General features: G+C 70.6%; 23 protein-coding genes. 10 read left to right on the forward strand and 13 right to left on the reverse strand.

The window, feature by feature from the left end; genetic code table 11:
- Positions 1-59: 59 nt before the first annotated feature.
- The gene (locus tag OG439_RS35325; RefSeq protein ID WP_326944959.1) at positions 60-2,354 is read right to left on the reverse strand and encodes a sodium-translocating pyrophosphatase; all 2,295 of its coding nucleotides are present in this window, start codon (positions 2,352-2,354) and stop codon (positions 60-62) included.
- Positions 2,355-2,703: 349 nt separating this feature from the next.
- Here OG439_RS35325 and OG439_RS35330 point away from each other — a divergent pair, with 349 nt between their 5' ends.
- Positions 2,704-5,682, forward strand: a complete 2,979-nt coding sequence (locus OG439_RS35330; RefSeq protein WP_326951694.1) for a DEAD/DEAH box helicase — start codon at positions 2,704-2,706, stop codon at positions 5,680-5,682.
- A gap of 85 nt (positions 5,683-5,767) precedes the next feature.
- On the opposite strand, the gene OG439_RS35335 is transcribed toward OG439_RS35330, so the two are convergent.
- The 9 genes from OG439_RS35335 to ssd form a co-directional block, all read right to left on the reverse strand.
- Positions 5,768-6,385 (reverse strand): bifunctional DNA primase/polymerase, encoded by a 618-nt coding sequence (locus OG439_RS35335; protein ID WP_247058836.1) that lies wholly within the window; start codon positions 6,383-6,385, stop codon positions 5,768-5,770.
- Between the two features lie 918 nt (positions 6,386-7,303).
- Positions 7,304-7,783: an Rv3654c family TadE-like protein gene (locus OG439_RS35340; RefSeq protein WP_326944960.1), complete on the reverse strand. Its 480-nt coding sequence runs from the start codon at positions 7,781-7,783 to the stop codon at positions 7,304-7,306.
- Complete coding sequence (locus OG439_RS35345) at positions 7,770-8,129, reverse strand: TadE family type IV pilus minor pilin (RefSeq protein ID WP_326944961.1); 360 nt, start codon at positions 8,127-8,129, stop codon at positions 7,770-7,772. Before OG439_RS35345 ends, OG439_RS35340 begins: the two co-directional genes overlap by 14 nt.
- Positions 8,126-8,302: a DUF4244 domain-containing protein gene (locus tag OG439_RS35350; RefSeq protein WP_326944962.1), complete on the reverse strand. Its 177-nt coding sequence runs from the start codon at positions 8,300-8,302 to the stop codon at positions 8,126-8,128. Before OG439_RS35350 ends, OG439_RS35345 begins: the two co-directional genes overlap by 4 nt.
- Before the next feature lie 23 nt (positions 8,303-8,325).
- Positions 8,326-9,051 (reverse strand): type II secretion system F family protein, encoded by a 726-nt coding sequence (locus tag OG439_RS35355; RefSeq protein ID WP_326944963.1) that lies wholly within the window; start codon positions 9,049-9,051, stop codon positions 8,326-8,328.
- Complete coding sequence (locus OG439_RS35360) at positions 9,048-9,815, reverse strand: type II secretion system F family protein (protein ID WP_326944964.1); 768 nt, start codon at positions 9,813-9,815, stop codon at positions 9,048-9,050. Before OG439_RS35360 ends, OG439_RS35355 begins: the two co-directional genes overlap by 4 nt.
- A 46-nt stretch (positions 9,816-9,861) precedes the next feature.
- Complete coding sequence (locus OG439_RS35365; protein ID WP_326944965.1) at positions 9,862-11,013, reverse strand: TadA family conjugal transfer-associated ATPase; 1,152 nt, start codon at positions 11,011-11,013, stop codon at positions 9,862-9,864.
- Complete coding sequence (locus OG439_RS35370) at positions 11,010-11,147, reverse strand: hypothetical protein (protein ID WP_326944966.1); 138 nt, start codon at positions 11,145-11,147, stop codon at positions 11,010-11,012. The genes OG439_RS35365 and OG439_RS35370 overlap by 4 nt, the downstream gene beginning before the upstream one ends.
- Positions 11,148-11,176: 29 nt before the next feature.
- Entirely contained in the window at positions 11,177-12,250 is a 1,074-nt protein-coding gene (gene ssd / locus OG439_RS35375) for a septum site-determining protein Ssd (RefSeq protein ID WP_326944967.1), read from the reverse strand.
- Positions 12,251-12,805: 555 nt separating this feature from the next.
- On the opposite strand from ssd, the gene OG439_RS35380 reads away from it, so the two are divergent.
- The 7 genes from OG439_RS35380 (at position 12,806) to OG439_RS35410 (ending at position 22,608) form a co-directional block, all read left to right on the forward strand.
- Positions 12,806-13,636 (forward strand): HAD family hydrolase, encoded by an 831-nt coding sequence (locus OG439_RS35380; RefSeq protein WP_247058844.1) that lies wholly within the window; start codon positions 12,806-12,808, stop codon positions 13,634-13,636.
- 783 nt (positions 13,637-14,419) lie between these two features.
- Entirely contained in the window at positions 14,420-16,177 is a 1,758-nt protein-coding gene (locus OG439_RS35385; protein WP_326951695.1) for a glycoside hydrolase family 3 protein, read from the forward strand.
- Entirely contained in the window at positions 16,174-17,448 is a 1,275-nt protein-coding gene (locus OG439_RS35390; RefSeq protein ID WP_326944968.1) for an exo-beta-N-acetylmuramidase NamZ family protein, read from the forward strand. Before OG439_RS35385 ends, OG439_RS35390 begins: the two co-directional genes overlap by 4 nt.
- A gap of 47 nt (positions 17,449-17,495) precedes the next feature.
- Positions 17,496-19,229, forward strand: coding sequence for a serine hydrolase (locus OG439_RS35395; protein ID WP_326951696.1), 1,734 nt, complete (start codon positions 17,496-17,498; stop codon positions 19,227-19,229).
- 211 nt (positions 19,230-19,440) lie between these two features.
- Complete coding sequence (locus tag OG439_RS35400) at positions 19,441-20,442, forward strand: MurR/RpiR family transcriptional regulator (protein WP_371827597.1); 1,002 nt, start codon at positions 19,441-19,443, stop codon at positions 20,440-20,442.
- A gap of 23 nt (positions 20,443-20,465) precedes the next feature.
- A complete protein-coding gene (locus OG439_RS35405) occupies positions 20,466-21,395 on the forward strand; it encodes an N-acetylmuramic acid 6-phosphate etherase (RefSeq protein ID WP_326944969.1) in 930 nt (309 codons plus the stop codon).
- Positions 21,396-21,522: 127 nt separating this feature from the next.
- Positions 21,523-22,608 carry a HoxN/HupN/NixA family nickel/cobalt transporter gene (locus OG439_RS35410; RefSeq protein ID WP_326951697.1) on the forward strand — a complete coding sequence of 362 codons (1,086 nt, stop codon included), beginning with the start codon at positions 21,523-21,525 and terminating at the stop codon, positions 22,606-22,608.
- Here the strand turns inward: OG439_RS35410 and OG439_RS35415 are convergent.
- A complete protein-coding gene (locus OG439_RS35415; RefSeq protein ID WP_326944970.1) occupies positions 22,535-23,683 on the reverse strand; it encodes an MFS transporter in 1,149 nt (382 codons plus the stop codon). The genes OG439_RS35410 and OG439_RS35415 overlap by 74 nt on opposite strands.
- Positions 23,684-23,798: 115 nt before the next feature.
- Here OG439_RS35415 and OG439_RS35420 point away from each other — a divergent pair, with 115 nt between their 5' ends.
- Positions 23,799-24,104 carry an ArsR/SmtB family transcription factor gene (locus OG439_RS35420; protein WP_326944971.1) on the forward strand — a complete coding sequence of 102 codons (306 nt, stop codon included), beginning with the start codon at positions 23,799-23,801 and terminating at the stop codon, positions 24,102-24,104.
- On the opposite strand, the gene OG439_RS35425 is transcribed toward OG439_RS35420, so the two are convergent.
- On the reverse strand, positions 24,101-24,823 hold the full coding sequence (locus OG439_RS35425) for an oxidoreductase (protein ID WP_326944972.1): 723 nt from the start codon (positions 24,821-24,823) through the stop codon (positions 24,101-24,103). The genes OG439_RS35420 and OG439_RS35425 overlap by 4 nt on opposite strands.
- Entirely contained in the window at positions 24,820-25,317 is a 498-nt protein-coding gene (locus OG439_RS35430; protein ID WP_326944973.1) for a phosphoribosyltransferase, read from the reverse strand. Before OG439_RS35430 ends, OG439_RS35425 begins: the two co-directional genes overlap by 4 nt.
- 113 nt (positions 25,318-25,430) lie before the next feature.
- Between OG439_RS35430 and OG439_RS35435 the strand changes: the two genes are divergently transcribed.
- Positions 25,431-26,033, forward strand: coding sequence for a GNAT family N-acetyltransferase (locus tag OG439_RS35435; RefSeq protein WP_326944974.1), 603 nt, complete (start codon positions 25,431-25,433; stop codon positions 26,031-26,033).
- Positions 26,034-26,072 lie beyond the last annotated feature (39 nt).

The following is a 26,072-nucleotide window of genomic DNA, read 5'->3' on the forward strand; positions in this document are numbered from 1 at the left end:
ACGCCACGGGCCCGGCACGCGACGCTGCGTGCCGGGCCCGTGAACGGGTACCGCGAGGATCAGGCCTTGATCTCCGTCGGGGTGTCCGTGAGGACCGTTCCCCGCCGCTTCGAGACCACGATCGCCGCCACGATCACGGCGACCGCGACCAGCGAGATGATGATGCGCACCGCGGTGTTCTGGTCCGGGCCGATCGAGAACTGCACGATGGCGGGCGCGATCAGCACGGAGACCAGGTTCATCACCTTGATCAGCGGGTTGATCGCCGGGCCGGCGGTGTCCTTGAACGGGTCACCCACGGTGTCACCGATGATGGTGGCCTCGTGCGCGGACGAGCCCTTGCCACCGTGGTTGCCGTCCTCCACGAGCTTCTTCGCGTTGTCCCACGCGCCACCGGAGTTGGCGAGGAAGATCGCCATCAGGGTGCCGCACGCGATCGCGCCGGCCAGGTAACCGGCGAGCGCGCCGGTGCCCAGGCCGAAACCGACCGCGATCGGGGCGAAGACCGCCAGCAGACCCGGCGTCGTCAGCTCACGCAGCGAGTCGCGCGTGACGATGTCGACGACCCGGCCGTACTCGGGACGGGTGGTGCCCTCCATGATCCCGGGGATGTCGCGGAACTGGCGACGGACCTCGTAGACCACCGCGCCGGCGGCGCGGGAGACCGCGTTGACGGCGAGACCGGAGAACATGAACACCACGGCCGCGCCGACGATGACGCCGACGAGGGTGTTCGGGCTGACGATCGTGTTGACGAACGAGTTCGCCCCGGCGATGCCGTCGGCGACGCCGGTGCCCATGCCGGTCAGCGTCTTCGCGATCGCGTCCGAGTAGGAACCGAACAGCGCCGTCGCCGCGAGGACCGCCGTGGCGATCGCGATGCCCTTGGTGATCGCCTTGGTGGTGTTGCCGACCGCGTCCAGCTCGGTGAGGATCTGCGCGGCCTTCTCGTCGACGTCGCCCGACATCTCGGCGATGCCCTGCGCGTTGTCCGAAACCGGGCCGAAGGTGTCCATCGCGACGATGACGCCGACGGTGGTCAGCAGGCCGGTACCGGCGAGCGCCACGGCGAACAGCGCGACGCCGCCGCCGAGGAGGTACGCGCCGAACACGGCCGCGGCGATCACCAGCGCGGTGTACACAGCGGACTCGAAACCGACCGAGATGCCGGAGAGGATGACGGTCGCGCCACCGGTCTCCGACGTCTGCGCGACGTCCTTCACCGGCTTGTACTCGGTGCCGGTGTAGTAACCGGTCAGCTTCAGGATGACCGCGGCGAGCACGATGCCGATGATCACCGCGATGGTCGCGATGACCGCCGGGTTGCCCGAGTTTTCGAAGCCCGCACCGAAGTCCGAGAAGCTGCTCGGCAGGTACACGAACGCCGCGATCGCCGACAGCACCGCGGAAATGACCGCGGAGATGTAGAAGGAGCGGTTGATCGTGACGAGACCGGGCTCGCCGACGCGCGCCTTCGTGATGTAGACACCGATCACCGCGGTGATCACGCCGATGGCCGGCACGATCAGCGGGAAGATCAGGCCGTGCACACCGAAGGCGGTGCTGCCCAGGATCAGGGCGGCGACGAGCATGACGGCGTAGGACTCGAAGAGGTCCGCCGCCATGCCGGCGCAGTCACCCACGTTGTCACCGACGTTGTCCGCGATGGTCGCGGCGTTGCGGGGGTCGTCCTCCGGGATGCCCTGCTCGACCTTGCCGACCAGGTCCGCGCCGACGTCGGCGGCCTTGGTGAAGATACCGCCGCCGACACGCATGAACATGGCGATCAGCGCGGCGCCGAAACCGAAGCCTTCGAGGACCTTGGGCGCCTGGCCGGTGTACACCAGCACGACGACCGCGGCACCGAACAGGCCGAGGCCGACGGTGATCATGCCGACCACACCACCGGTGCGGAAGGCCACGCGCATAGCGGTCTCGCGGCCGCCTTCCTCACGCGACGCGGCGGCCACGCGCAGGTTCGCCTGCGTCGCCAGCCACATGCCGAGGTAACCGATCGCGAACGAGAAGCCGGCGCCGACCAGGAAGAAGAGCGAGCGGCCGATCTTCTCGTTCCAGTCGTCGGCGGGAAGTGCGAAGAGCAGGAGGAACACGATCGCGCCGAAAATGGCGAGAGTGTTCCGCTGCCGCTTGAGGTAAGCGGCCGCGCCTTCCTGCACCGCCTTGGCGATGTCCTGCATCTTGGCGGTGCCCTGGCCCGCGGCCAGCACCTCCTTGAGCAAGACGTAGCCGATGACGAGTGCGGCAAGCGCGACCACGGCGACTACACCGACGATCGTGTAGCCACCTCCGGAGAGCGTGATGTTGCCGCCCTCCGCGAGGAACTGCCGTGCCATTCGTCCTCCAGGAGACGTCGACATGCGCCAGCGTCGACGGCAGGCCGAGGTTCGACACGGCCGACGCTGGCTTGGACCCTGTACCGAGCGACACGCTAGCCGGGCAGCAACGCACGTCTCACATGACGCTCACCACAGAGAGTGTGGATTGCGGGAGTGTATTGGTACTGCAACCAGGCCCGACAAGCCGTCCCAGGGTCGGTACAATCCGTTACCTTGTGAGCCTCCTCACTTGATCGATCACTCTGCCGCCGATCCGTTGGCCCTGCTGGGATGCGCCGGAACTGTCGGACCCCTGTGCCAAGCTCGGCGAGTGGACGATTCACGTGGGCGGCGGCTGCTGGGGCGGGTGACCGCGGGCATCCCGGCGCGCGAAGACCCGATCACGCACGTCGCGGACCTGCCGGGCCGCGCGGCGCGCTTCTCGCCGTGGCCGTCGTGGGCGGATCCGGCGGTCGTGAACGCGCTGCGTGACTGCGGCGTCCCGTCGCCGTGGGCGCACCAGGCGGAGGCGGCGTCGCACGCGTACGAGGGTCGTCATGTCGTGATTTCGACCGGCACGGCGTCCGGCAAGTCGCTCGCCTACCAGCTGCCGGTGCTCTCCCGGCTGGCCGCGGGTGAGAAGACGACGGCGCTGTACCTGTCGCCGACCAAGGCGCTGGGCGCGGACCAGCTGCGGTCGGTGTCCTCTTTGGACGTGCCCGGCGTCCGCGCGGCGGCGTTCGACGGGGACACCCCGATGGTCGAACGCGACTGGGTGCGCGCGCACGCGAACTGGGTCTTCACCAACCCGGACATGCTGCACCGCGGAATCCTCTCGGCGCACGGGCGGTGGGCGCCGTTCTTCCGGCGGCTCGGCTGCGTCGTCGTCGACGAGTGCCACAGCTATCGCGGAGTCTTCGGATCGCACGTAGCCCTGTTGCTGCGCCGGCTGCGACGGGTGGCGGAGCACTACGGCGCTTCACCGGTGTTCGTACTGGCTTCCGCGACAACGGCTTCGCCGGCTTCTTTCGCTTCGCGGCTGACTGGTGTTCCGTGTGTCGCCGTCACCGATGACGCGTCGCCGCGCGGCGCTCGCACGGTGGCGTTGTGGGAGCCGCCGTTGCTGGAGGAGCTGACGGGTGAGAACGGCGCACCGGTCCGGCGGTCGGCCGGCGCGGAGGCGTCGCGGATCCTCGCCGACCTGGTCGTCGAGGGCGCGCGGTCGCTGGCCTTCATCCGCTCGCGCCGGGGCGCGGAGCTGGCCGCGCTGGGTGCGCGTCGCAAACTGTCCGAAGTGGACCCCCGCTTGGCGGGAACCGTTGCGGCGTACAGATCTGGCTATCTACCGGAGGAGCGCCGGGCCCTCGAAGCGGCGTTGCTGTCGGGCCGGTTGCTGGGCGTCGCGACGACCAACGCGCTGGAACTGGGCGTCGACATCGCGGGGCTGGACGCGGTGGTGCTGGCAGGCTACCCGGGCACGCTCGCGTCGTTCTGGCAGCAGGCCGGCCGGGCGGGTCGTTCGGGCGACTCGGCGCTGGTGGTGTTCGTCGCGCGCGACGACCCGCTGGACACGTACCTGGTGCACCACCCGGCGGCGTTGCTCGAGAGGCCGGTGGAGTCGGCGGTGCTAGACCCGTCGAACCCGTACGTGCTGGCACCGCAGCTCGCGTGCGCCGTCGCCGAGCTGCCGCTGACGGTCCCGGAGCTGGAGATGTTCGGCGGCGCGGCCGCCCAGGCGGTGCTCACGGAACTGGCGGAGCAGAAACTGCTGCGCCGCCGATCGAGCGGCTGGTACTGGACATCCCGCGACCGCCCCCACGCCGACGTCGGCATCCGCGGAACGGGCGGCGAGCAGATAGCGGTGGTCGAGTCGGACTCCGGCCGAATGCTGGGCACGGTCGACCCGGGCTCGGCCTGCTTCGCCGTCCACCCCGGCGCGGTCTACCTGCACCAGGGTTCGTCGTACGTAGTGGATGAGCTGGACTTGGAGCAGGGCCTGGCACTGGTGCACGCGGAGAACCCGGACTGGACGACAACGCCGCGCGAGATCGTGGACATCTCGGTGCTGAGCACCCAGGAGAAGCAGGACTTCGGCGGAGTGAGCATCTGCCTGGGCGAGGTAGCGGTGACGTCCCAAGTGGTGGGCTACCTGCGAAGACGTCCGTCGGGCGAGGTGCTGGACTCGACACCGTTGGACCTGCCGGAGCAAAGCCTCCACACGCGGGCGGTCTGGTACACGATCTCGTCACACCTGCTCGGCCCTAGCGAGCCGCCACGCGCAGTGGTCCGGGACTCAGTCGGCCGCGGGCCTGCCGGGCAAGACTCGAGCGGCGCTGATTCGGACGACCGGAATCCGGCCGGACGGCAGTCGGGCGACCGTGATGCGGCTGGGCGAGACCTGGGTGATGCGGACTCAGACGACCGGAATCCGGCCGGACGGGAGCCAGGCGAACGCGGCGAGGCCGATCGGGATTCGGGCGACCGCGAGCCGACCGGGCAAGACTCGAGTGGCGTGGATTCCGACCACCGGAATCCGGCCGTTCAGGAGTCGGGCGCTTGTGGCGCGACCAATCGGGATCCGAGCGACTGCGGCCCCGCCGGGCGAAGCTCGGGCGACCGCGGGCCGACCGAGCGAGATTCGGCTGGCGATGGTGCGGCCGCCCAGGATCCGGGCGACCGTGCGGCGGCCGATCGGGATTCGGGCGGCCGTGGCCCGGTCGGGCGAGGCGCGGGCGGCGAGGGCTCCGGCGGACGGGATTCGGCCGACCGCGAGACCGTCGTCGGCAGCGTGCCGGTGGTGACCGGCCCGGTTGAGGTCATCCGCGGATCTGGGGCCGATGGCGAGGCGGGGACCGGGGGCCATCGGGTGGGGACCGAATCTGCGGGGACGGTGGGGACCGGGGAGGAAACCCTGGCGAACGGTCGGGGGCCCGTTCACGAGGGTGGCAGGACACCGGGGGGTGCCGGATTGGTTCCGGCACGGGTCCCCGGTGCCCTGCATGCCGCCGAGCACGCGGCGATCGGCCTGCTACCGCTTTTTGCTACGTGCGACCGATGGGACATCGGCGGGGTGAGTACCGCGTGGCACGAAGACACCGGGGAGGCAACGGTGTTCGTGCACGACGGCCATCCCGGGGGTGCGGGATTTGCCGAGCGCGGTTATGCCGCGATTGTCCCGTGGCTGGTCGCAACGCGGGAGGCGATCGTCTCCTGCGAGTGCCCGACGGGATGCCCGTCCTGCGTTCAGTCGCCGAAGTGCGGGAACGGCAACGAACCGCTGGACAAGGCGGGGGCGGTGGCAGTTCTCGGAACCGTGCTCGGGGCATTGCGTCAACACGGCGCCTAGAACGGCCACTCAGTGGTCCATGGAGTTGTGTCCTGCTCCGCCTCGGCCGGGCTGGGACCGGCCTGGGGCGGTGGTTCGGAGTGGCTCAGGCCGCAGTGGTCTGAACCAGCAGGGCGGCGTCGGCGCCGGCCAGTGCACGGACGAGCACGTCGTGCACCTCGGTGGCGTCCGGCAGCTGCCAGCCGCAGACCTCGGGCTTGACGCGCCAGTGCACGACACCGTGCTGGAACGGCGAGGGAGGCAGCGGGATCCAGCTGTCCTTGCCGTGCCACTGGATCGTGGCGCGGGAGGCGAGCTCCGCCGGGATGCTGTCGGCGGCGGTGGTGAGGAAGAGCCAGCGGCCGTTCGGCAGCGCGATGATGGGCGCGGGGTGGCCGAGGGCGCGGAGCAGGCGGCAGGCGCGCTTGCCGAGTTCGTCGTCGACCTCGATGGCGTCGAGCACGGTGCCGGTCGCGACGAGCAGGCTGTGAGTGCGGTCGGAGAACCAGGTGGCGACCTCGTGAGCGTGGGTGCCGATCTGCTCGCGCCAGTTGTCACTGGCCGGAACGGGACGGCGCCAGGTGAGGTCGTCGCCCTCGGTGAGCGGCGCGGGGTTGACGCCCGGCAGCACCGGCCAGCCACGCCAGGCGAGACCGATCGCCTCCGCCCGCATTTCGATGCGGAAGGCGCCGCGCCAGCTGTCCGGCCAATTCGCGTCCAACATGTCTTTCCTGCCTGTGAGGTCTGGTTCGTCGCGACCCCCCGAGACCCTGCCGTGGTGTCGCACGTCTCACTTAACGGCAAGTTGCACATTGCCCGGAACCCCCACGCGACAACCGGTGGTTACGGGGCGATGAGCGCCCAGTAGTCCCTACGCCGGACCGAACGGACTGGCGGGCCTCCGACGGTGAACGGCAGGCAAACAAAGACCGTTCGTCGCGGTGAACCCCAGGATCGGCACCCGCAGGAGGCCTCACAGAGCCCACACAGGCCACCCATCAGCCCAGGTGAGAGAGGGTTTTGACCGCTCACCGTGTACTGATGACCGCTGCGCGTGACCAACCACCGCTCATCGCGCGGCCCACCCGCCGCGCCGGTCACCCCCGCATACCGACCGGTCGGCGTCCGCCGGTCGACCACACCGGCGAGTCAGCCTGATGGAGGCGAGCGGCGATTCCGGGCGGCACATTGCCGGTGCGATGGGTCCCCGCTGGTTGACGCGTTGGTGAACGGCCAGTCACTTGGCGCCCTTTGGTCGCCGCAGCTGTTCACCGCATGTGACAGGGGTCGAGTCTCTTGCTCGGCGAGCGCGGGCGGTGGCCAGCGGTCTGCACGGACAGCAGTTGGGCTTGGCCAGGCTCGCCGCCGAGCAAGTGCTCGGTTCACCGCTTGCGGGGTCGGCTCACGCCCACGCACGGCTTAACCGGCTTCGCTGGTGATCCGTGCTCGATGCCGCTCACGGACGCTGGTCTGCGGCGCAGGTGGTCACGGCGGTTGGACAGTGGGCCGGTTCGGTGCAGCTAGGTCCTCGTGGGTTGGTTTGGCCGGGGGTGGTCGGCGGGGCGGGGCACTGTGGTCGGCCAGCGAGGCTGGTCGGCCTCGGCAGTTGGTTGCCAGCGTGGGTGGCCGGTGTGGGGTTGGGTCAGGGTGGTTCGTTGACGGGGCCTGCTCGGGCGTGTGCTGATGGGGCGGGTAGTCCGGCGAACTTTGAGCTTGGGGCTTCTACCTCGATTAGGGCGTCCAGTCTTTGCCAGCGGCAGGTCAGCAGTGTGACTCCCATGCGTTCGGTCACCCAGCGGGCGCGGCCGCAGGCTTTGTCCGGGCCCTCTGATGCGTGTGATGCCGCTGCTACGGCTCCCAGGTCGGCTGCCGATTCGACCTGGTGCCGGGCGATGGTCACCGTGCTCAGCCAGAGGCCGAGCACTGCTATTCCCGTTAGCGCCGCGACTGCCACTGCTGTCCAGATTGTCGCCGCTCCGCTGTCCGCCTTCGTGGTGGAGCCGGCTTGGCGGCTATGCATCCGCGTGGTTGCCGCTGTGCGGCATCGCGTCTTGGCGTCAGGTCGGCTGGCGGTGCGCGGACTGTGCTGTGTTCGGGCCCTCTGGTTGTCAGCGTGAGGCATTGGGGGCCTCTGCGCCTGGCTCGGCCAGGGCGTACGCCGTCGCCTTCAAGGTGATCATCGGCAGGAGGCTGTCGGCTGGGTGGGCTGCCACTCTGACCGTGATTTCTTCGCCCATGTGCTGGACGTCGAGGGTTGCTCCCGGCGGTGCGATCTGGTGGACCGCCGCCTCGGCCTGGGTGGGTTGGCCTCTGGCCAGGAGGCGCGCTGCCTCGCGGGCCGCGTCTGTGCAGTGCAGCTGGGCTGTCACCATCGTCGTTGCCGCCAACAGCAACAGCCCCAGCACTGTGAGGCCGGCCAGCCCGAGGGCTGCTTCGACCGTGACCGAGCCGTCGTCGCGGCGGGTCATGACGGGACCGACAAGGCCTTCATGACCAAGCTTGTCAGCCACGAGACGACCGAGTCCCCCGTGAGCAGGGTGTAGAGGACGGCCGCGAAAGCCGCTACCGCGACCGTGACGATGGCGTACTCGACCGTTGTGGAGCCGTCGTCGTTGGTGGGACGTCGGTGGGGCGTGTTCATGGGGATTCCCTTCGATAAAGAGGTCAGAAGAGGGGGCCGAGACGGGCGGCCAGGCCCAGGACGACCGGCAGGACACCCAGGCAGAAGAAGGCGGGCAGGAAGAGCAGACCCACCGGCAGGGCCAGCGCCACTCCGGCCCGTTCGGCGCGTTCCTCGGCCTCGGTGGCCAGCTCCTCGCGGAACCGCTCGGCGAGGTCAGCGGCGGCCGTGGCGAACGCCGCGCCCGAGCGGGAGGTGCGGATCGCCGCGACCGCCAGTTCGTCGAGGCCTGGGAGCGCCTGCACCGGCGCCCAGGCCTCGCCGGGCTCCGAGCCGAGGGCGAGCAGGGCCGCGGCTGATCGCAACGCCGTGGCTGCCTCGGTGGGTGCGGCGCCGGAGACCGCGTCGAGCGCCGTCGGGACCGGGAGGCCCGCTCGCAGGCAGGCCGCCAGGAGGTCGAGCGTGCCCGCGAGCCGCAGTCTGGTGGCGATGTCGGCCGTGGGTGCGCGTGGTCGCCGGGAACGGCCGATCGCCCACCAGCCGGCGGCGGTCACCAGCGCGCCCACGACGATCCCGGCCAGGCCGCCGACGAGTACGGCCAGCGAGACGCCGCCCAAGGTCGTCGCGATGTGCGGGACTGCGCCCGGCCACTTGCGAACGGGCTCGGGTCTTCGGGCGGCCCTCAGCCAAGCGAATCGCCGGGCCGCGGTGGCGTCGGTCGGCCAGGTGACGACCGCGCCGGCCAACAGTAGGAGTGCTGCCGCGTTCATCGGAGCCTTACTCGGCCGGTCAGGGCGCGGCACCAGGCCGTTCCCGCCCACAGGAGGACGCTGCCCAGGACCAGGAGGAGCTGCCCGGGCGTGCTTTCGATCAACACCGACAGCGGTGACGCGCCCATCGCCTGCCCGAGGAGCACGCACAGCACCGGGAGGCCGGTGAGCACCGCCGCGCTCGAGCGTGGGCCGGCCAGTTTCGCGCGCATCCTGCGGGCGTACGCCAGCGCGGCTTCGGCGTCGCGGCGGGCGGCGTCCAGGACGTCGGCCATCGGCAGGCCGTAGCGCCTGCCCAACGTCCACGCCGTGGCCAGCTCCGGGATGGCCGGTGCCCGTAGCTCACCGTCCAGGCGGGCCGCGGCCGCCAAGGCACGCAAGTCCGCCGAGACCGCGGGGACGACTTCGGCGGCGGCCTCCGCCGCGGTCACCGGGTGGGCTCCGGCGCGCAGCTCGGCGACCATCGTCCGCAACGCGGTCGCCGTGTGCGCGGCCATCGCGAGGTCCCGGTTCGCGCGGCGGTGGGCTTGCCATTCCTGGCGCCACGCCAGCGTCAGCACTCCGACGGCGACGGCGCCGCCGACTCCGGCGACCAGCCCGGCCAGCGCGGCGGGGAGCAGCCAGCGGACGACCGGCCACAGCTCGGGCAGCCGGCTGCGGGACTTCGTCGCCGGCTGTTCCACCACGACCTGCAGCCGGTCCGGCGCCGCGGGCCAGCACGCCAGGGCCGCGCCGACGCACAACGGGAGCCACGCGGTGATCATCGTTCTCTCCTTCGATGGTGCGGGAAACGTTGTCCGGTAAGCAAAGTCAGCACGTGAGGGATCCCGTCGTCACGAAGAGGTGGCGGTCGACCGTCCAGCGGCCCGCGCGCCACACCGGTACCACCCGCGCGCGGCCGTGCTCGCCGCGGAGCACGCCGACCTCGGCGAGACGGCGTCGGCCGCCCGGCTCGCGTCGCATGTGGAGGACGACGCGGACCGCCGCGACGAGCTGACTGTGCACGGCGTCACGGCCCAGCCCGCCGAGTGCGGCCAGCGCCTCGATGCGGGCGGGCACCTCGGCCGGGGAGTTGGCGTGGAGCGTGCAAGCGCCGCCGTCGTGGCCGGTGTTCAGGGCGGTGAGCAGGGCGCCGACCTCGGCGCCGCGGACCTCGCCGACTACCAGCCGGTCGGGGCGCATGCGCAAGGCCTGGCGCACCAGCTCGGGCAGGCCGACCGCGCCCGCACCCTCCACATTGGCCGGCCGGGCGACGAGGCCGACGAACTGCGGGTGCGCGGGCTGCAGCTCGCCGGCGTCCTCGACGCAGACGATCCGCTCGCGCGGGTCGACCGCGCCAAGCAACGCGGCCAGCAGGGTGGTCTTGCCCGCGCCGGTGCCGCCGGTGACGAGGAACGCCATTCGCCGCGTCACGACGTGCTGCAGCAGTTTCGCGCCGCTCGCGTCGAACGCGCCGAGCTCTTCCAGGGCGGCGAGGTCGTGCGTGGCCGGGCGGAGGACGCGCAGGGACAGGCAGGTGCCGTTGGCCGCGACCGGCGGGAGGACGGCGTGCACGCGGATGCGCCCGTGCGGGCCGGATCCGGGGAGCCAGCCGTCCACATAGGGCTGTGCGTCGTCGAGGCGACGGCCGGCCGCCAGCGCGAGGCGCTGGGCCAGGCGGCGGACGGATTCCTCGCCTTCGAAGCGGATTCCGGTGCAGGTGAGGCCGTGCGGGCCGTCCGTCCAGACCTCGTCCGGGCCGGTGACGAGGACGTCGGTGGTCGCCGGGTCGTCGAGGAGCGGGGCCAGCGGGCCGGCGCCGACGAACTCGTCGCGGGCCTGGCGGACGGCGTCGAGCACGGCGTCGTGGCCGAGGGCGCCGCCCGCCTCGGCACGGACCGCGGTCGCGACGGCGACCGGGTCGGCCTGGCGGCGGTCGCCGGCGAGGCGGTTGCGGACGCGGTCCACGAAGTCGGTCGTCACGGGTTCACCGCCTTGGGCTGGGAGGGTGGCCGGGACGGGGAGCTGCGGGGCGGGAACAGCTCCAGGAACTGCTTCACGCTCGCCGTGTTGCGGCCGGCCAGGGTCAGGATCGTCGGGAGCAGGAGGTCACCCACTCGGGTCGGGGATGTCGGCAGACCTGACGTCATCGGGTCGCCGCCCGGGCTTCGCGGCGGGCTACGGACAGGACGTCCGCCGCCGCTGTGGACAGGGGCCCGGTCTGCTTGGCCGGGAATTCGCCACGCTCCACGGCCGCGGGCAGGCCTCGCTCCAGGGGCATCGAAGCCAGCAGAGGCGGCCCGAGGAGGCCGGCCGTCTGGGCGGGTGAGACTCCGGAGCGGGACCGTCCACACGCGACCACCCCCAGGCGGGCCGTCAGCTCCGACAGCCCGCGCAGCACCTGCTTCGCCGCCATGCACGCGCGGAACTCGACCGGGACCACGAGCACCACCAGGTCGGCCACCGTGACCGCTTCCAAGGCCGCGTCACCCAAGGTGCGCGGGAGGTCGCAGACCACCGTGCGGCCCGCGCGGCGGCCCGCGGCGAGGACCGCCGACAGCGACTCCACCCCCGGGCCTTCACCTTCCCGGCCGCACGCCAGCACCGGCAGGCTGCCACCTCGATGACGGCGCTGGGGCAGCGCGGCGGCCAGCGCCGGTACCGACACCCGGCCGCTCAGCCGGACCTCGGACCAGCGCGGTCCGGGCGTCTTCTCCAAGCCGAGCAACAGATCCAGACCGCCGCCCAGCGGATCGCAGTCCACGAGCAGCGCGCCGCCTGGGTCGCGGTCGGCCGCCAGCGCGAGAGTCGCGGCGAAGACGGACGCGCCCGCGCCGCCGCGGCCGCCGACCACGCCGAGCACCAGCCCGGCCTGCTCGGCCGGCGTCTCGACGACGTCCGCGAACGCTCCCGCGAGCTCGGTCTCCTCCTCCGGCAACGAGATCACGCGCTCGACGCCGACGCGGAACGCGTGCTCCCACGTCCTCGGCTCCGGGGTGCCCTTGCAGACCAGGAGGATCCCGCCACGCCGGGGCAGCGAGGGTGGCCGCAACGCCGTTTCCTCGTCGAGGACCACCAGCGGCGCCCGGGCCCACTGCCCGCCGGCCGCGGTCAGGTCCGGGGCGCGGTCGAGCTCACAGCCCGCCACCGCGGCCACGCGCAGAATCTCGTCGAGCACGGTTTCGTCCGTGGCGACCACGAGCGGTCGTTCCCCCGCCATGTGTTCCTCCCCCGTCGTCGGTGCGGGCCTCGGATGGCCCGGGTTCCACCGTCGCGGCGGGGGGCCTGGGGGCACAACGGGTCGGGGGCCGGGCTGTGGACAACCGGGGGGATGTGGACAACTGCCGCCGGGGAACGGCTCGCGCACCGGTTCTGTCGGTGGGGCGTGGCAGGATCGCGGCGGCACCCGCGTCGCAATAGGCCCGATGGGAAAAGATTTCCGGAAAGGCGAATGGCGCGCCAGAACCGTCCGGCAATTCGGAACCCGGGCTCGCGAAAGGCGAGCGGGAGGTTAAGAAGGCGGCCCCCGCCAGGGGGGAGGGACGGGGGCCGCCAAGGGTTCAGCCCCGGGGGGTCGGACTGAACCGGCCCGGTTGGACACCGGGCTCCCTCACTGTAACTCCGCCGGACGCCCGGGAGCCCAGCGGACGAGGCACACAGTTCGGTAACGGCATCGCGCGTCGAAAGTCCCTTCCTGTCATGGATTTTCCGGCGACACGACGCGCTTGTGGTGGATCAACGGGACGCGTCGCGATCAAGCTCTTATCCTGGACACGTGGCCGAACCGATCAGCGCGCCGACGCGCATCCGGAAGCCGGGCCCGGAGCACGCGGTGGCCGCGTTCTTCGACCTGGACAAGACGATCATCGCTTCCTCGAGCGCACTGGCGTTCAGCAAACCATTGCTGAAGGAGGGACTGATCAACCGTCGCGCCGCGTTGCGCAGCGCCTACGCGCAGCTGGTGTTCTCGCTCGCCGGCGCGGACGAGAACAAGACCGAGCGGATGCGCGCGGAGGTCTCCGCGCTGTGCACCGGCTGGGACGTCGCGCAGGTTTCGGCGATCGTGCGGGAAACCCTGCACGACGTCGTCGACCCGCTCGTGTACGCGGAGGCGACGGAGCTGATCGCGCAGCACCGCGAAGACGGCCACGACGTCATCGTGCTCTCGGCGACCGGCGAGGAGGTCGTCGCGCCCGTCGCGGAGATGCTCGGGGCGACCCGGAGCGTGGCGACGCGGATGCAGATCGTCGACGGCCGCTACTCCGGCGAGGTCGACTTCTACTGCTACGGCGCCAACAAAGCCGTCGCCGCGAAGCAGCTCGCCGCGACCCACGGCTACGACCTCGCCGAGTGTTTCGCCTACACCGATTCGAGCACCGACATCCCGCTGCTCGAGGTCGTCGGGCACCCGCACGCGGTCAACCCGGACAAGCTGCTGCGGCGGGAGGCGCTCGACCGCGGCTGGCCGATCCTGGCGTTCGACCGGCCCATGTCGCTGCGCAGCCGGATCCCGACCCGGTCGGCCGGCATGGTGGCCCTCGGCGTCGGGGCGATGGCCGCCGGGGCGACCTGGTACGGCCTCAGCCGGCGCCGGCGGACCCGGTAGCGGCGGCCGGGCCACCCATACGGCCGTACAGCGTCCGCTTTGCTTGGCCCAGCCCCGAATTGTCCGTCGCTGAGGGTGCCCGTGTCACCCGATCCAGCCTCTGTACCGGTGCACCCATCCGCGCACTTGAAGTGACCGGGCTCACGGCGTAGAAAGAAGGTGCGGACGTTCGGTCGGCCAGGGAACAGGTAGAAGAGAAGCCTGTTCCACCCCGGCGAATCTCCGTGCGCGGACTCCGGGAACCCACGCGCAGCGCGCCGCGGGAGGCTCGTCGTCTAGGGACTGCGTAGTGGGACGCCACACGCCGAGTCCATGTAGGTACGACCAGAGTTGCACGCTTGGTCGCCCGAGATGTTCGCGCTTTGCAGGCGGCGCCCGTTGGCCTTTGGCCACGGGCGCCGCCTCGTCATATGGGTAGCCCGAGCGCGGTGTCGGCCACTCGGAGGAGCCGTCGAGGCGCGCCCCTTGGCGCACAGGAGCCGAGCCGCCGGCGGTGGAACGAGGCCGTGCGAGGCGAGGCTGGGCCGTTCGGGTCACCCCTCCCACCAGTCCGTTCGGGTGAGCCGCATCTTGCGAACGGCGAATTTCCTACCGATCCGGGTACGAACTCGACCGTTGCTGCGGTCGGTCGATGGACATCGAAGGATTCGGTGAGTAGCTTCCCGATATTGGCGCCTCTGAGTGGACTTCTCACGTCACACCGGGCGCCCGCAACTTTCTGGGAGGCTGGTCGTGACGACCCGAAATCGGAGGTTCCATGCGTTCGCGCTGCCCGTCGCGGGGCTGCTCGCCCTCACCGGTGTGGGTGTCGCGACCGCGGCTAGCGCACCGGCGGTGAGCGCGGACGCGCAGGCCGACGCCGCGGCGACGCAGGCGCTTCGGGGGCTGACGCTCGAGCAGAAGGTCGGGCAGCTGTTCGTCACCTGGGTGAACGGCAAGTCCGCGGACGAGGTCAACCCGAAGAACCAGACCGACTTCGGCGTCGACACTCCAGCGCAGGTGGTCCAGAAGTACCACCTGGGCGGCGTCATCTACTTCAACAACGACAGCCGCGACAACTTCGACGACCCCGTCCAGGTCGCGAAGCTGTCCAACGGCCTCCAGAAGGCCGCCGTCTCGAGCGGGGCGCACATCCCGCTGCAGGTCGGCGCCGACCAGGAGGGTGGCACGGTCACCCGGATGGGCGCGCCCGCCACGGAGTTCCCGAACTCGATGGCCGTCTCGGCCGGGCGTGACACCGGCCGGGCGACGAAGGCCGCGACGGTCCTCGGGCACGAGCTGCGCGCGGTCGGCATCAACCAGGACTTCGCGCCCGATTCGGACGTCAACTCGAACCCGGCGAACCCGGTCATCGGCGTCCGCTCCTTCGCCGGGCAGCCCGGCCTCGCGAGCCAGTTCGTCACGGCCGAGGTGAAGGGCTACCAGAACTCGGACTTCCCGACGAAGACCGTCTCCGCGACGGCCAAGCACTTCCCCGGCCACGGTGACGCTGCCACCGACAGCCACACCGGCCTGCCCCGGATCGACCGCACCGAGCAGCAGTGGCGCGCCATCGACGTGCCGCCGTTCAAGGCCGCGATCGCGGCGGGCATCGACTCGATCATGAGCGCGCACATCCAGTTCCCGAGCCTCGACCCGTCGCTCGAGCCGGCGACGCTGTCGCAGCCGATCATCACCGGCAAACTGCGCAAGGAACTCGGTTACAACGGCGTGGTCATCACCGACTCACTGGAAATGCAGGGTGTGCGGGAAATGCACAGCGACGCCGAGATCCCGGTGCTCGCACTGAAGGCGGGCATCGACCAGCTGCTCATGCCGGTGCACCTGGACGTCGCGATCAACGCGGTGCTCAACGCCGTGAAGACCGGCGACCTGTCGATGCAGCGGATCGACCAGAGCGTGCTGCGCGTGCTGAAGCTGAAGTTCAAGCGCGGCATCCTGTTCTCGCCGTTCGTCGACGCGAACCGGGTGATGAAGACTGTCGGCACGCCGGCCAACCTCAAGACCGCGCAGGACATCGCCGACCGCGGCATCACGGCCATCGCCAACGACGCCGGCGTCCTGCCGCTCAAGCAGAAGCCCGCGACGGCGCTCGTGACCGGCTGGGGCGTCTCCACGACGGCGACGCTCGCTCAGAAGCTCACCGCGCACGGCACGGCGGCGACGGCGTACCAGACCGGGCAGGCCCCGACCGACGCCCAGATCGCGCAGGCCTCGGCGAACGCCAAGAACGTCGACCTCGTGGTCGTGCTGACCAACAACATCGGCGGCTTCCCGCTGCAGACCAAGCTGCTCCAGGCCCTGCAGGCCACCGGCAAGCCGGTCGTCGCGGTCGCCGCGCAGATCCCGTACGACGCGGGCTACGCGAACGCCGTGCCGACCTGGCTGGCGACCTACGGCTACATCAACCCGACGCTGGAGGCGCTGACCAAGGTCATCCTCGGCGAGACGAAGCCGGTCGGGAAGCTGCCGGTCGACATCCCGGCGGGCGCCGACCTGCAGACCGTGAAGTACCCGTTCGGCCACGGGCTCACCTGGTGAACCTGAACCGGCGCCACTTCCTCGGCGCGAGCGCGGGCGCCCTCGCGGTCCCGGTCCTGGCCGGTGGTTCGGCCCGGGCGCAGTCGGAACAACCCGGGCAGACGCAGACCCACGGAAGGGTGCTGACCGGCGCGGAGCAGCTGGCCGGCCAGGGCTGGCAGGCCTTCAAGGGCCGCAAGCTCGGCGTGCTGTCGAACCCGACCGGGGTCCTGCTGAACGGGGACCACATCGTCGACTCGATGGTCGCGGCCGGCGTCAAGCCGGTCGCGGCCTTCGGGCCCGAGCACGGCTTCCGCGGCAGCGCGCAGGCCGGCGGCTCCGAAGGTGACTACACGGACCCGCGCACCGGCGTGCCCGTGTACGACGCGTACGGCGCCGACGCGACGAAGCTCGCTTCGCTGTTCACCAAGGCGGGCATCGACACGCTCGTGTTCGACATCGCGGACGTCGGCGCGCGCTTCTACACCTACATCTGGTCGCTCTACACGGCGATGGTGGCCGCGGCCCGGACCGACGTCGCCGTCGTCGTGCTCGACCGCCCGAACCCCATCGGCGGACGGCTCGCCGGGCCGGTGCTCGACCCGAAGTTCGCCTCCGGGATCGGGAAGAAGCCGATCGCCCAGCAGCACGGCATGACTGTCGGCGAGCTCGCGCACTTCTTCGCCGAAGAGTTCCTGCCGGGCGAAGGCGTGAAGCTCGCGAAGCTGGACGTCGTCCAGGTACGCGGTTGGCAGCGTGACGTCCAGTTCGCGCAGACCGGGCTGAACTGGGTGCTGCCGAGCCCGAACGTGCCGACGCCGGACACGGCGCTCGTCTACCCCGGCACCGGCATGTTCGAAGGCACGGTGTTCTCCGAAGGCCGCGGGACGACGCGGCCGTTCGAGATCATCGGCGCGCCCGGGCTCGACTGGCGCTGGCGGGAGAAGCTCGAGGAGCTCCACCTGCCCGGCGCGAAGTTCCGGGAGATCTACTTCGTGCCGACGTTCAACAAGTTCGTCAACGAGACCTGCGGTGGTGTCCAGGTGAGCGTCAGCGATCCGCGGGCCTTCGACGCGATCCGGACCGCGGTCGCCATGCTCGTCACGGCGAAGGCGCTGCACCCGGACAAGTTCGCCTGGCGCCCCGACAACTACATCGACAAGCTCTCCGGGTCCGACCGGCTCCGGACCATGATCGACGCCGGTGCGGGCGTCGACGAGGTCACCGGGGCCTGGCGGGCCGAGCTCGCCGCGTTCGACCACACCCGCCGTCGCCACCTGCTCTACCGCTGAGAGGAAGAGTCGTGCGTGCTAGGAAGGTCCTCGCCGCGGCCACCGGAGTGCTGGTCGCGCTGACCACGTTGACCTCGGGAGCCAGTGCCATCACCACCCCCGCCGGGCGCCATGACCCCGATGCCGGCCGCTTCGACCGGCCACAACAGGGCTTCGCGCCTTCGTGGACGACCCTGCGCGACGGGCCCCCGAAGGACGTCAACCTCGACCCGGCGCCGATCAAGTCCGCCGAGGACTTCCTGGCGAGCTGGACGAAGCCGGACGCCACCGGGCACCCGCACTTCTCCGGCGCGGTCGGGCTGCTGGGGCACGACGGCGTGGTCGTCGACCGGTACGCGGTCGGCGGCGCAGTGCGGTACGCCGACGCCGCGGGCACCGAACTGCCCGCCGACCAGCAGGTCCCGATGCGGAACGACACCATCTTCGACATGGCGTCGATCTCGAAGCTGTTCACCTCGATCGCCGTGCTGCAGCTCATCGAACGCGGGCAGCTGACCGTCGACACCCCGGTGTCCCGCTTCTTCCCGGAGTTCGCGACCGGCGACAAGGCCGCCATCACGATCAAGATGCTGCTCACGCACGTCTCCGGGTTCGACGCCGATCCGATCCCCTCGCTGTGGGCCGGCTACCCGGACATCCCGTCGCGCCGGCAGGCCGTGCTCGACAGCCCGCTGAAGAACAAGCCGGGCACGACGTACCTCTACTCCGACATCAACCTGCTCACCCTCGGCTTCATCGTCGAGAAGCTGACCGGGCAGCCGCTGGACAAGGTGGTGCACGACCGGATCACCGGGCCGCTGGGCATGGCCGACACGGGGTACAACCCGCCCGCGTCGAAGCTGAGCAGGATCGCCGCGACGGAGTTCGAGGCGAACCCGCCACGCGGGATGGTGCGCGGCAGCGTGCACGACGAGAACGCGTGGTCGCTCGGCGGCGTCGCCGGGCACGCCGGGGTGTTCAGCACGGCGGGCGACATGGCCGTGCTCGCCCAGACGATCCTCAACGGCGGCAGCTACCGCGGGCACCGGGTCCTGCGCCCGGACACCGTGCGTCTGATGCTCACCAACTACAACCAGCAGTTCCCGGACGACTCGCACGGCCTCGGCTTCGAGCTCGACCAGCCCTGGTACATGGGTGCGCTGGCTTCGCCGGTCACCGCCGGGCACACCGGTTTCACCGGAACGACGCTGGTCATCGACCCGGAGTCGCGCTCGTTCGCGATCTTGCTGACGAACCGGGTGCACCCGAGCCGCAACTGGGGCTCGATCAACACCGCTCGCCAGGTGTGGGCGACGTCGCTCGCGCGCGCGATGGCCGTCAAGCCGGCCGCCGGAAAGGACGCCTGGACGAGCACGCTGGGTAACAACGCCGTCGCCACGCTGAGTACCCGCCCCATTACTACGCAAAGTGATCAAGCTCGCGTGTCCTTCTACGCCTTCGTGGACACCGAGGGAAGCACCGATCCACTTCAGCTGCAGACCAGCACCGACGGGGTGAACTGGCAACCGATCGCGCTATCGGTATCCGGGCCGGGTGCACCGTTCGGAGACGTGACGTCGCTCTCCGGACACGGGCACCGTGCCTGGTGGAAGGTGACGGCCAAGCTGCCCCAGGCCGCCGGGATCAGCCTCAGGTGGCGTTACGGCACCGATCCGAACTACACGGGCCGCGGAGTTTCGGTCGACGGTGTGAAAGTCACCGAACGCGGCCGAGCACTCCTCGACGGTGAGCGAGAATCGTCTGCTTTCACCGCTGAAGGTTTCCAGTTGAGCGCACGGTGACCGTTCGGTCGCCCAACGCCGACATCCGTGTACCGCTGAGCGGTACCAAGCCGTTTGCGTCGCGACACTAAGTTGCCAAGTCGTTAGCTTGACCTCGTTAACAAGGTCGACCCTGTTGGCGACTTTCTGGTCAACGATTAATCGCAAATCGAGATCCGCAGACACGGACGGGTTGCGATCGTACCGAAGGGTGTGGGTAACCTTGTCGCAAATGCCAACGGTTAGTAACTTTCCGACGGTGACTGATACCGAATCCGTAGTCGGAACGGCACCGTCCGAAGCCGTACCGGTCCAGACGGCCGTGCGGGACGCCGACGCCAGCCCGCTGGTGCGGATCCGGTCGCTGCTCCCCGGACTGGCCCGCGCCGAGCAGCGCGTGGCCAAGGTGGTGCTGGAGGATCCCGCGCACGTCGCGAGACGCAGCATCACCGAGGTGGCCCTGGCCGCCAACACGAGCGAGACGACGGTGACGCGGTTCTGCAAGGCCGTCGGCGTCGGCGGGTACCCGCAGCTGCGCATCGCGCTGGCCGCGGACACCGCCCGCACCGAGGCGCGCAGCTCGCGCAACCTCGGCGGCGAGATCGGCCCGGACGACGACCTGGCCGCCGTGATCAGCAAGGTCAGCTTCGCCGACGCGCGCGCCGTCGAAGAGACGGCCGAGCAGCTCGACGTCGCCACGATGCAGCGCGTCATCGAGGTCGTCGCCAACGCCGGCCGCTCCGACGTCTACGGCGTGGGCGCCAGCGCGTTCGTCGCCGCGGACCTGCAGCAGAAGCTGCACCGCATCGGCCGCGTGTGCTTCGCGTGGTCGGACACGCACATCATGCTCACCTCGGCCGCGGTGCTGAGCCCCGGTGACGTCGCGATCGGCGTCTCGCACACCGGCGCGACCACCGACACCGTCGAGGCGCTGCGGGTGGCCCGGGAGCACGGCGCGATCACCATCGCCGTGACGAACTTCCCGCGCTCCCCGATCACCGAGGTCGCCGACTACGTTTTGACGACGGCCGCCCGGGAAACCACCTTCCGTTCGGGGGCCACGGCGAGCCGCATCGCCCAGCTCACCGTCATCGACTGCCTGTTCATCGGCGTCGCGCAGCGGCACATGGACGCGTCGGTCAACGCCCTGGACGCCACCAGGGACGCGGTCGGCTCGCACCGCCTGGGTGTCAGGCCGGACGGTCGTCGCCGTCCTCGGGAAACCGGCAAGTAATGACCGGAGAAAATGTGAGGCGCATGATGACCGTCCCCACGCAGGCGGTGCACGTCGATTCGCCGACCGAGACCCGCAACCCCCGCACCACGGACATCGACCTGATGTCCACCGCGGGGATCCTGGGCGCGATCAACGCCGAGGACCGCACGGTCGCCGGCGCGGTCGCCGCGGTGCTGCCGCAGGTGGCACGGGCGGTGGACTACGCGGTGGAGGCACTGCGGGCCGGCGGCCGGGTGCACTACGTCGGCGCGGGGACCTCGGGTCGTCTCGCCACGCTGGACGCGGCCGAGCTGGTGCCGACGTTCAACGTGCCGGGTGACTGGTTCATCGCGCACCACGCCGGCGGCGAGCGCGCCCTGCGCCAGGCCGTCGAAAACGCGGAGGACGACGACGGGGCGGGCGCGGCCGAGATGGCCGCCATGGTCCAGCCGGGCGACTTCGTGCTGGGGCTGACGGCGTCGGGCAGGACGCCGTACGTCTTGGGCGCGCTGCTCGCGGCGTCGCGTCAGGGGGCCCGCACCGGGCTGGTGTCGGGCAACGCGAAGGCCGCCAAGCCGCCGGGCGTCGACGTGCTCATCGCCGTCGACACCGGGCCGGAGGCGATCGCCGGCTCGACCCGGATGAAGGCGGGCACGGCGCAGAAGATGATCCTCACGTCGTTCTCGACGGCGACGATGATCAAGCTCGGCCGGACCTACTCCAACCTGATGGTCAGCATGCGGGCCACCAACGCGAAGCTGCGCGGCCGGACCATCCGCATCCTGCAGGAAGCCACCGGCATGACGATGGCGGACTGCTCCGACGCGCTCACCGAGGCCGGGGGCGACCTCAAGGTGGCGCTGGTGCACCTGCTGTCCGGGGCGGACGTCACGAGCGCGGCGAAGGCGCTCCACACGTCCGGCGGACACGTTCGCAAGGCGTTGGACTTGGTGCGGGCACGCGCCAGCTAGGACGCGGTTAGGGGGTTCCGGGTGGCGGAGCCCCCGGCCCGAGGCGAAGCCTCGGCTGTCACAGACTGATTGCCGTTCATCTGTTCACCTGTCTAACCTCTCAGATGAGGGAAGGCGGGTGGCGACGATGGGCGTGCTCGAAGCGACCGGTTCGCGGCTTTCACGCCGTGAATGGGTCTCCGTGGGCGGGATGGCCGGGTTCATCCTGCTGCTGAACGTCGTGGGCTGGGTGGTGCTGGCGGCTTTCGTCGCACCCCAGCACTACGCGTTGGGCACCTCCGGCGTGTTCGGGATCGGGCTGGGCGTCACGGCGTTCACGCTCGGCATGCGGCACGCCTTCGACGCCGATCACATCGCGGCGATCGACAACACCACCCGCAAGCTGATGGCCGACGGTCAGCGGCCGCTGTCGGTCGGCTTCTGGTTCTCCCTCGGGCACTCGACGATCGTCTTCGTGCTGTGCCTCCTGCTCTCCCTCGGCGTCCGCGCCCTGGCCGGGCAGGTCGAGGACGACTCCTCGACGCTGCACCGGACCACCGGCCTCATCGGGACGTCGGTGTCCGGCGTGTTCCTGTACGTGATCGCGATCCTCAACCTCGTGGTGCTCGTCGGGATCCTGCGGGTCTTCAAACGGATGCGCCGCGGCGAGTTCGACGAAGCCGCGCTGGAGCACCAGCTGGACAACCGGGGCCTGATGAACCGGCTGCTGCGCGGGGCGACGAAGGCCGTGCGCAAGCCGTGGCACATCTACCCGGTCGGCCTGCTCTTCGGGCTGGGCTTCGACACCGCGACGGAGATCGGCCTGCTGGTGCTGGCCGCGGGCGCCGCGACGTTCGCCCTGCCCTGGTACGCGATCCTCGTGCTGCCGATCCTGTTCGCCGCCGGGATGAGCCTGTTCGACACCGTGGACGGCTGCTTCATGAACTTCGCCTACGGCTGGGCGTTCGCGAAGCCGGTGCGCAAGATCTTCTACAACCTCACGGTGACGGCGTTGTCGGTCGCCGTCGCGCTGCTGATCGGCACGATCGAGCTGGTGTCGATCCTCGCCGAGAAGCTCGACATCACGTCCGGGCCGCTGGCCGCGATCGCGTCGGTCGACCTGGACTACGTCGGGTTCGCGATCGTCGGGTTGTTCGTGCTCACCTGGGTGATCGCACTGGCGGTGTGGCGCTTCGGGCGGATCGAGGAGAAGTGGTCCGCGAAGCTGGGTTGACGCCCAGGGCGAGGGCGGCCAAGGCGGCGAGCGCGCCGGCCGGCCCGACCCACCCCGGGCCTGCGTCGGCCAGCACGACGCCGCCGAGCACCGAGCCGAGCGCGCCACCGACGTAGATCGCCGAGCCGTTCACGCCCAGCGCGACGGTCGGGACGTCCGGTGCGATCGTGAAGAGCCGGTGCTGCTGCGGGACCATCAGCATCCCGCCGAACGCGCCCGCGAACAGCGCGAACAGCAGCGCTCCGGGCAGGGACAGCACGGCGACGTCCACGACCGCGAGCACGACCGCCGTGCCCGTCAGCGAAAACGCGAGGACCCGGGCCGGCCCGAGCCGGTCGGTGGCGCGGCCGGTGAACGTGGTCCCGGCGAGCTGGCCGAGCCCGAACCCGACCAGCACCCAGGACAGCACGGCGCCGCTCGCGACCGGCGCGACCAGCACCGGCAGGTAGACGAACACGGTGAACGCGGCGAGCGTGCCGAAGACCGTCACCACCAGGACGCGGGCGACCGCCGGCCGGGCGACGACGGCGAGGCGCTCGCGCAGCCCGGCCGCGGGCACGCGGACCTCGGGGATGATCGGGATCAGCGCCGCGACGACGACCGCGACCACCCCGATCCCCCACATCACCGCGCGCCAGCCGAGCCAGTGCCCGGCAAGCACGCCGATCGGGACGCCGAGCACCATCGACACGCTCATCCCGGCGGCGACCGTCGACAGGGCCCGCCCGCGGCGTTGTTCGGACGAGAGCGCCCCGGCGAGGACGTAGGCGTTCGACTGGAACGCGGCCGCGCCGACGGCCGCGAGCAGCCGGGCCGCGGCGACCACCGCGAACGACGTCCCGAGCGCCTGCCCGGCCATGCCGACGGTGAACAGCGCCATGCCGCCGGCCAGCACCCACCGGCGGTCCCAGGAGCCGGTGAACGCGGCGATGAGCGGCGACGCGACCGCGTACGTCAGGGCGAAGACGGTGGTGAGCTGGCCCGCGATGGACTCCGTCACGTGCAGGTCGGCGGCGATGACCGGCAGCAGGCCGTTGAGCACGAACCCGTCGGTGCCGACGGTGAACGTGCCCACCGCGAGGACGAGCAGGATCCCCAGCCGATCATTAGATGATCGTCGAATCGTCATACGGTCATGATGGAGCTATACTTCGATCGTTGTCAAACGATCCAACTGTTGGGAGATCGCGGTGACCAGGACGCTGCCTCAACCGGCGCGTGAAGCGATCGAGATCGTGACGGTGCTGCAGGCGCTCGCCGATCCGGTGCGCCTGGAGGTCATCCGTGAGCTGTCGACGGTGACGGAGCCGCGCAGCTGCTCGCTCGAGGCGTACGACGTTGACATCACGGCAGCGACGCTGTCGCACCACTGGCGCGTGCTGCGCGAAGCGGGGTTGACGACGACGTTCGTCGACGGACGCCGGCGCTGGGTCGAACTACGGCGTGACGACCTGCAGGCGCGGTTTCCCGGCCTGCTGGACGCTGTACTTGCTTAAGAAGCCGCGTCCGAGATGCTTTTCGCCTCGCGCGCACCGGCTTCGAACGCTTCGCAGTTGAAGAGCAGCCACGCGCGGACGCCGTCCGACGTCCCGCTCGCGAATCCTTGTGCCGCTTCAAGATAACGCGGCACGCGGCGGAAGAACGCGACCTCCGGGATGCTCAGCGCCTTCGGGTCCAGGCCCGTCGCGATCATCGTCAGCCGCGCCGCGGCGCGCGCCACGACGCCGTCCGCACTGCCGAAAGGCTTGAGGGCCAGCAGTTCCCCGTGCACGACGGCCGTCAGGACCGGACCCGGCACCGACGTCGCGCCGGTCACCAGCTGCGCCAGCAGCTCCAGCCGCCCACCACCGGAATGCGGGCGTCCCAACGCATCCGGGTCGCTGACGAGGTCCGCCGCGGCGAGAACGTGCATGCGGGCCAACGCCTGCATGGGCGCGCGGCGCCACGTCGGCAGCAGCGTCTCCAACGTCTCGGCGACGCGCAGCGCGCCCGCCAGTACCGGGTCGGCCACCGCGCCGTCGGCCGGCAGTTCCGGGTTGGCGCCTTCGATCCCGGCGGACGCGCGCGCCGCGCGGACCGAGGCTTCGCTCGCGGTCGCCGCACCCCCGCGCAGGTTCGCCGGGAGGCGGTGCACCGCGAACACGGCGTCCTGCGCGGACTTCGCCGCCGCGGCCACGCCTTCGAGGTCGAGCAGGGGCTTCAGCGGGTCGCTCATGCGTCGAGAACCTGTCCTTCGCGCTTGACCACGGGCGGCAGCACCGACCACGGGAAGTTGATCCACTTGTCGGTGTGGCGCCAGACGTACTCGCACTTCACGGTGGAGTGCGGCTTCTCGTAGACGACGGCCGAGCGCACCTCGGCGACGTGGTCGAGGCAGTAGTCGCGGACGAGCTTGAGGGTGGCGCCGGTGTCGGCGACGTCGTCGGCGATCAGCACCTTCTTGCTCGTGAGGTCGACGGCGTTCGGCACCGGCGGCAGCATCACCGGCAGGTCGAGGCGCTGGTCGACGCCGGTGTAGAACTCGACGTTCATCACGTGCAGGTTCTTCACGTCGAGCGCGTAGCCGAGCGAGCCGGCCACGAACAGGCCGCCGCGGGCGATGGACAGGATGAGGTCGGGCGCGAAACCGTCGTCCGCGATGGTGTGAGCCAGTTCACGCGCCGCCGTGCCGAACAGCTCCCAGCTCAGCTCTTCCCGCTCTTCGGCCATCGTTCTCGCCCTTCGGTCGTGGTCGGCCGAGCATAGGCAACGCCGAAGTGGACTCTGGAATTGCTCCGAAATTGGCTATCACGAACAGCCACTGGCCACCTTACGGTGGTCCTGTGAGTGACTGGAGCACCCTGCCGACCCTGTCCGGTGAGCACGTCCGCCTGGAGCCGTTGACGCCCGACCACGCCAAGGGCCTGTTCGAGGCCGGCGCCGACCCGGGCATCTGGGCCTGGCTCAGCATCCGGCAGCCGCTGGACGTCCCGGCCGCCGAACGGATGATCTCGGACGCGCTGGCCGACCCCGCCCGGCGGCCCTTCGCACAGCTCGACGCCGCCTCCGGCCGGGTCGCCGGGACGACGTCGTACTACCAGGTCGTGGCGCAGCACCGGATCCTCTCGATCGGGCACACCTGGATCGGCGCGGACTGGCAGCGCACCGGGCTGAACACCGAGTCGAAACTGCTGTTGCTCACGCACGCGTTCGAAACCCTTGACGCGCAACGGGTCGCGTGGGAGACCGACATCCGCAACCTGCGCTCACAACGCGCCATCGAACGACTTGGCGCGCTTCGCGAAGGCGTCCTGCGCGCGCACCGGATCCGGCCGGACGGGTCGTCGCGCGACACCGTCACCTACTCGATGCTCGCGCCGGAGTGGCCGGCCGTGAAAGCCCGGCTGACTGAACGCTTAGTCACCGGCGCTCGCCTGCCTCGGTGAAACCCCGGGGCAACGTGGGTGCAACCTTTTACAAGGCGG

The organism is Amycolatopsis sp. NBC_01307 (assembly GCF_035975215.1).
Lineage (GTDB): Bacteria > Actinomycetota > Actinomycetes > Mycobacteriales > Pseudonocardiaceae > Amycolatopsis.

Coding starts and splice junctions, on each gene's coding strand:
- OG439_RS35325 (WP_326944959.1), bottom strand. CDS start 2,354: ATGGCACGGCAGTTCCTCGCGGAGGGCGGCAACATCACGCTCTCCGGA.
- OG439_RS35335 (WP_247058836.1), bottom strand. CDS start 6,385: ATGTTGGACGCGAATTGGCCGGACAGCTGGCGCGGCGCCTTCCGCATC.
- OG439_RS35340 (WP_326944960.1), bottom strand. CDS start 7,783: ATGCCTCACGCTGACAACCAGAGGGCCCGAACACAGCACAGTCCGCGC.
- OG439_RS35345 (WP_326944961.1), bottom strand. CDS start 8,129: ATGACCCGCCGCGACGACGGCTCGGTCACGGTCGAAGCAGCCCTCGGG.
- OG439_RS35350 (WP_326944962.1), bottom strand. CDS start 8,302: ATGAACACGCCCCACCGACGTCCCACCAACGACGACGGCTCCACAACG.
- OG439_RS35355 (WP_326944963.1), bottom strand. CDS start 9,051: ATGAACGCGGCAGCACTCCTACTGTTGGCCGGCGCGGTCGTCACCTGG.
- OG439_RS35360 (WP_326944964.1), bottom strand. CDS start 9,815: ATGATCACCGCGTGGCTCCCGTTGTGCGTCGGCGCGGCCCTGGCGTGC.
- ssd (WP_326944967.1), bottom strand. CDS start 12,250: ATGGCGGGGGAACGACCGCTCGTGGTCGCCACGGACGAAACCGTGCTC.
- OG439_RS35400 (WP_371827597.1), top strand. CDS start 19,441: ATGCCAACGGTTAGTAACTTTCCGACGGTGACTGATACCGAATCCGTA.
- OG439_RS35405 (WP_326944969.1), top strand. CDS start 20,466: ATGATGACCGTCCCCACGCAGGCGGTGCACGTCGATTCGCCGACCGAG.
- OG439_RS35410 (WP_326951697.1), top strand. CDS start 21,523: ATGGGCGTGCTCGAAGCGACCGGTTCGCGGCTTTCACGCCGTGAATGG.
- OG439_RS35425 (WP_326944972.1), bottom strand. CDS start 24,823: ATGAGCGACCCGCTGAAGCCCCTGCTCGACCTCGAAGGCGTGGCCGCG.
- OG439_RS35430 (WP_326944973.1), bottom strand. CDS start 25,317: ATGGCCGAAGAGCGGGAAGAGCTGAGCTGGGAGCTGTTCGGCACGGCG.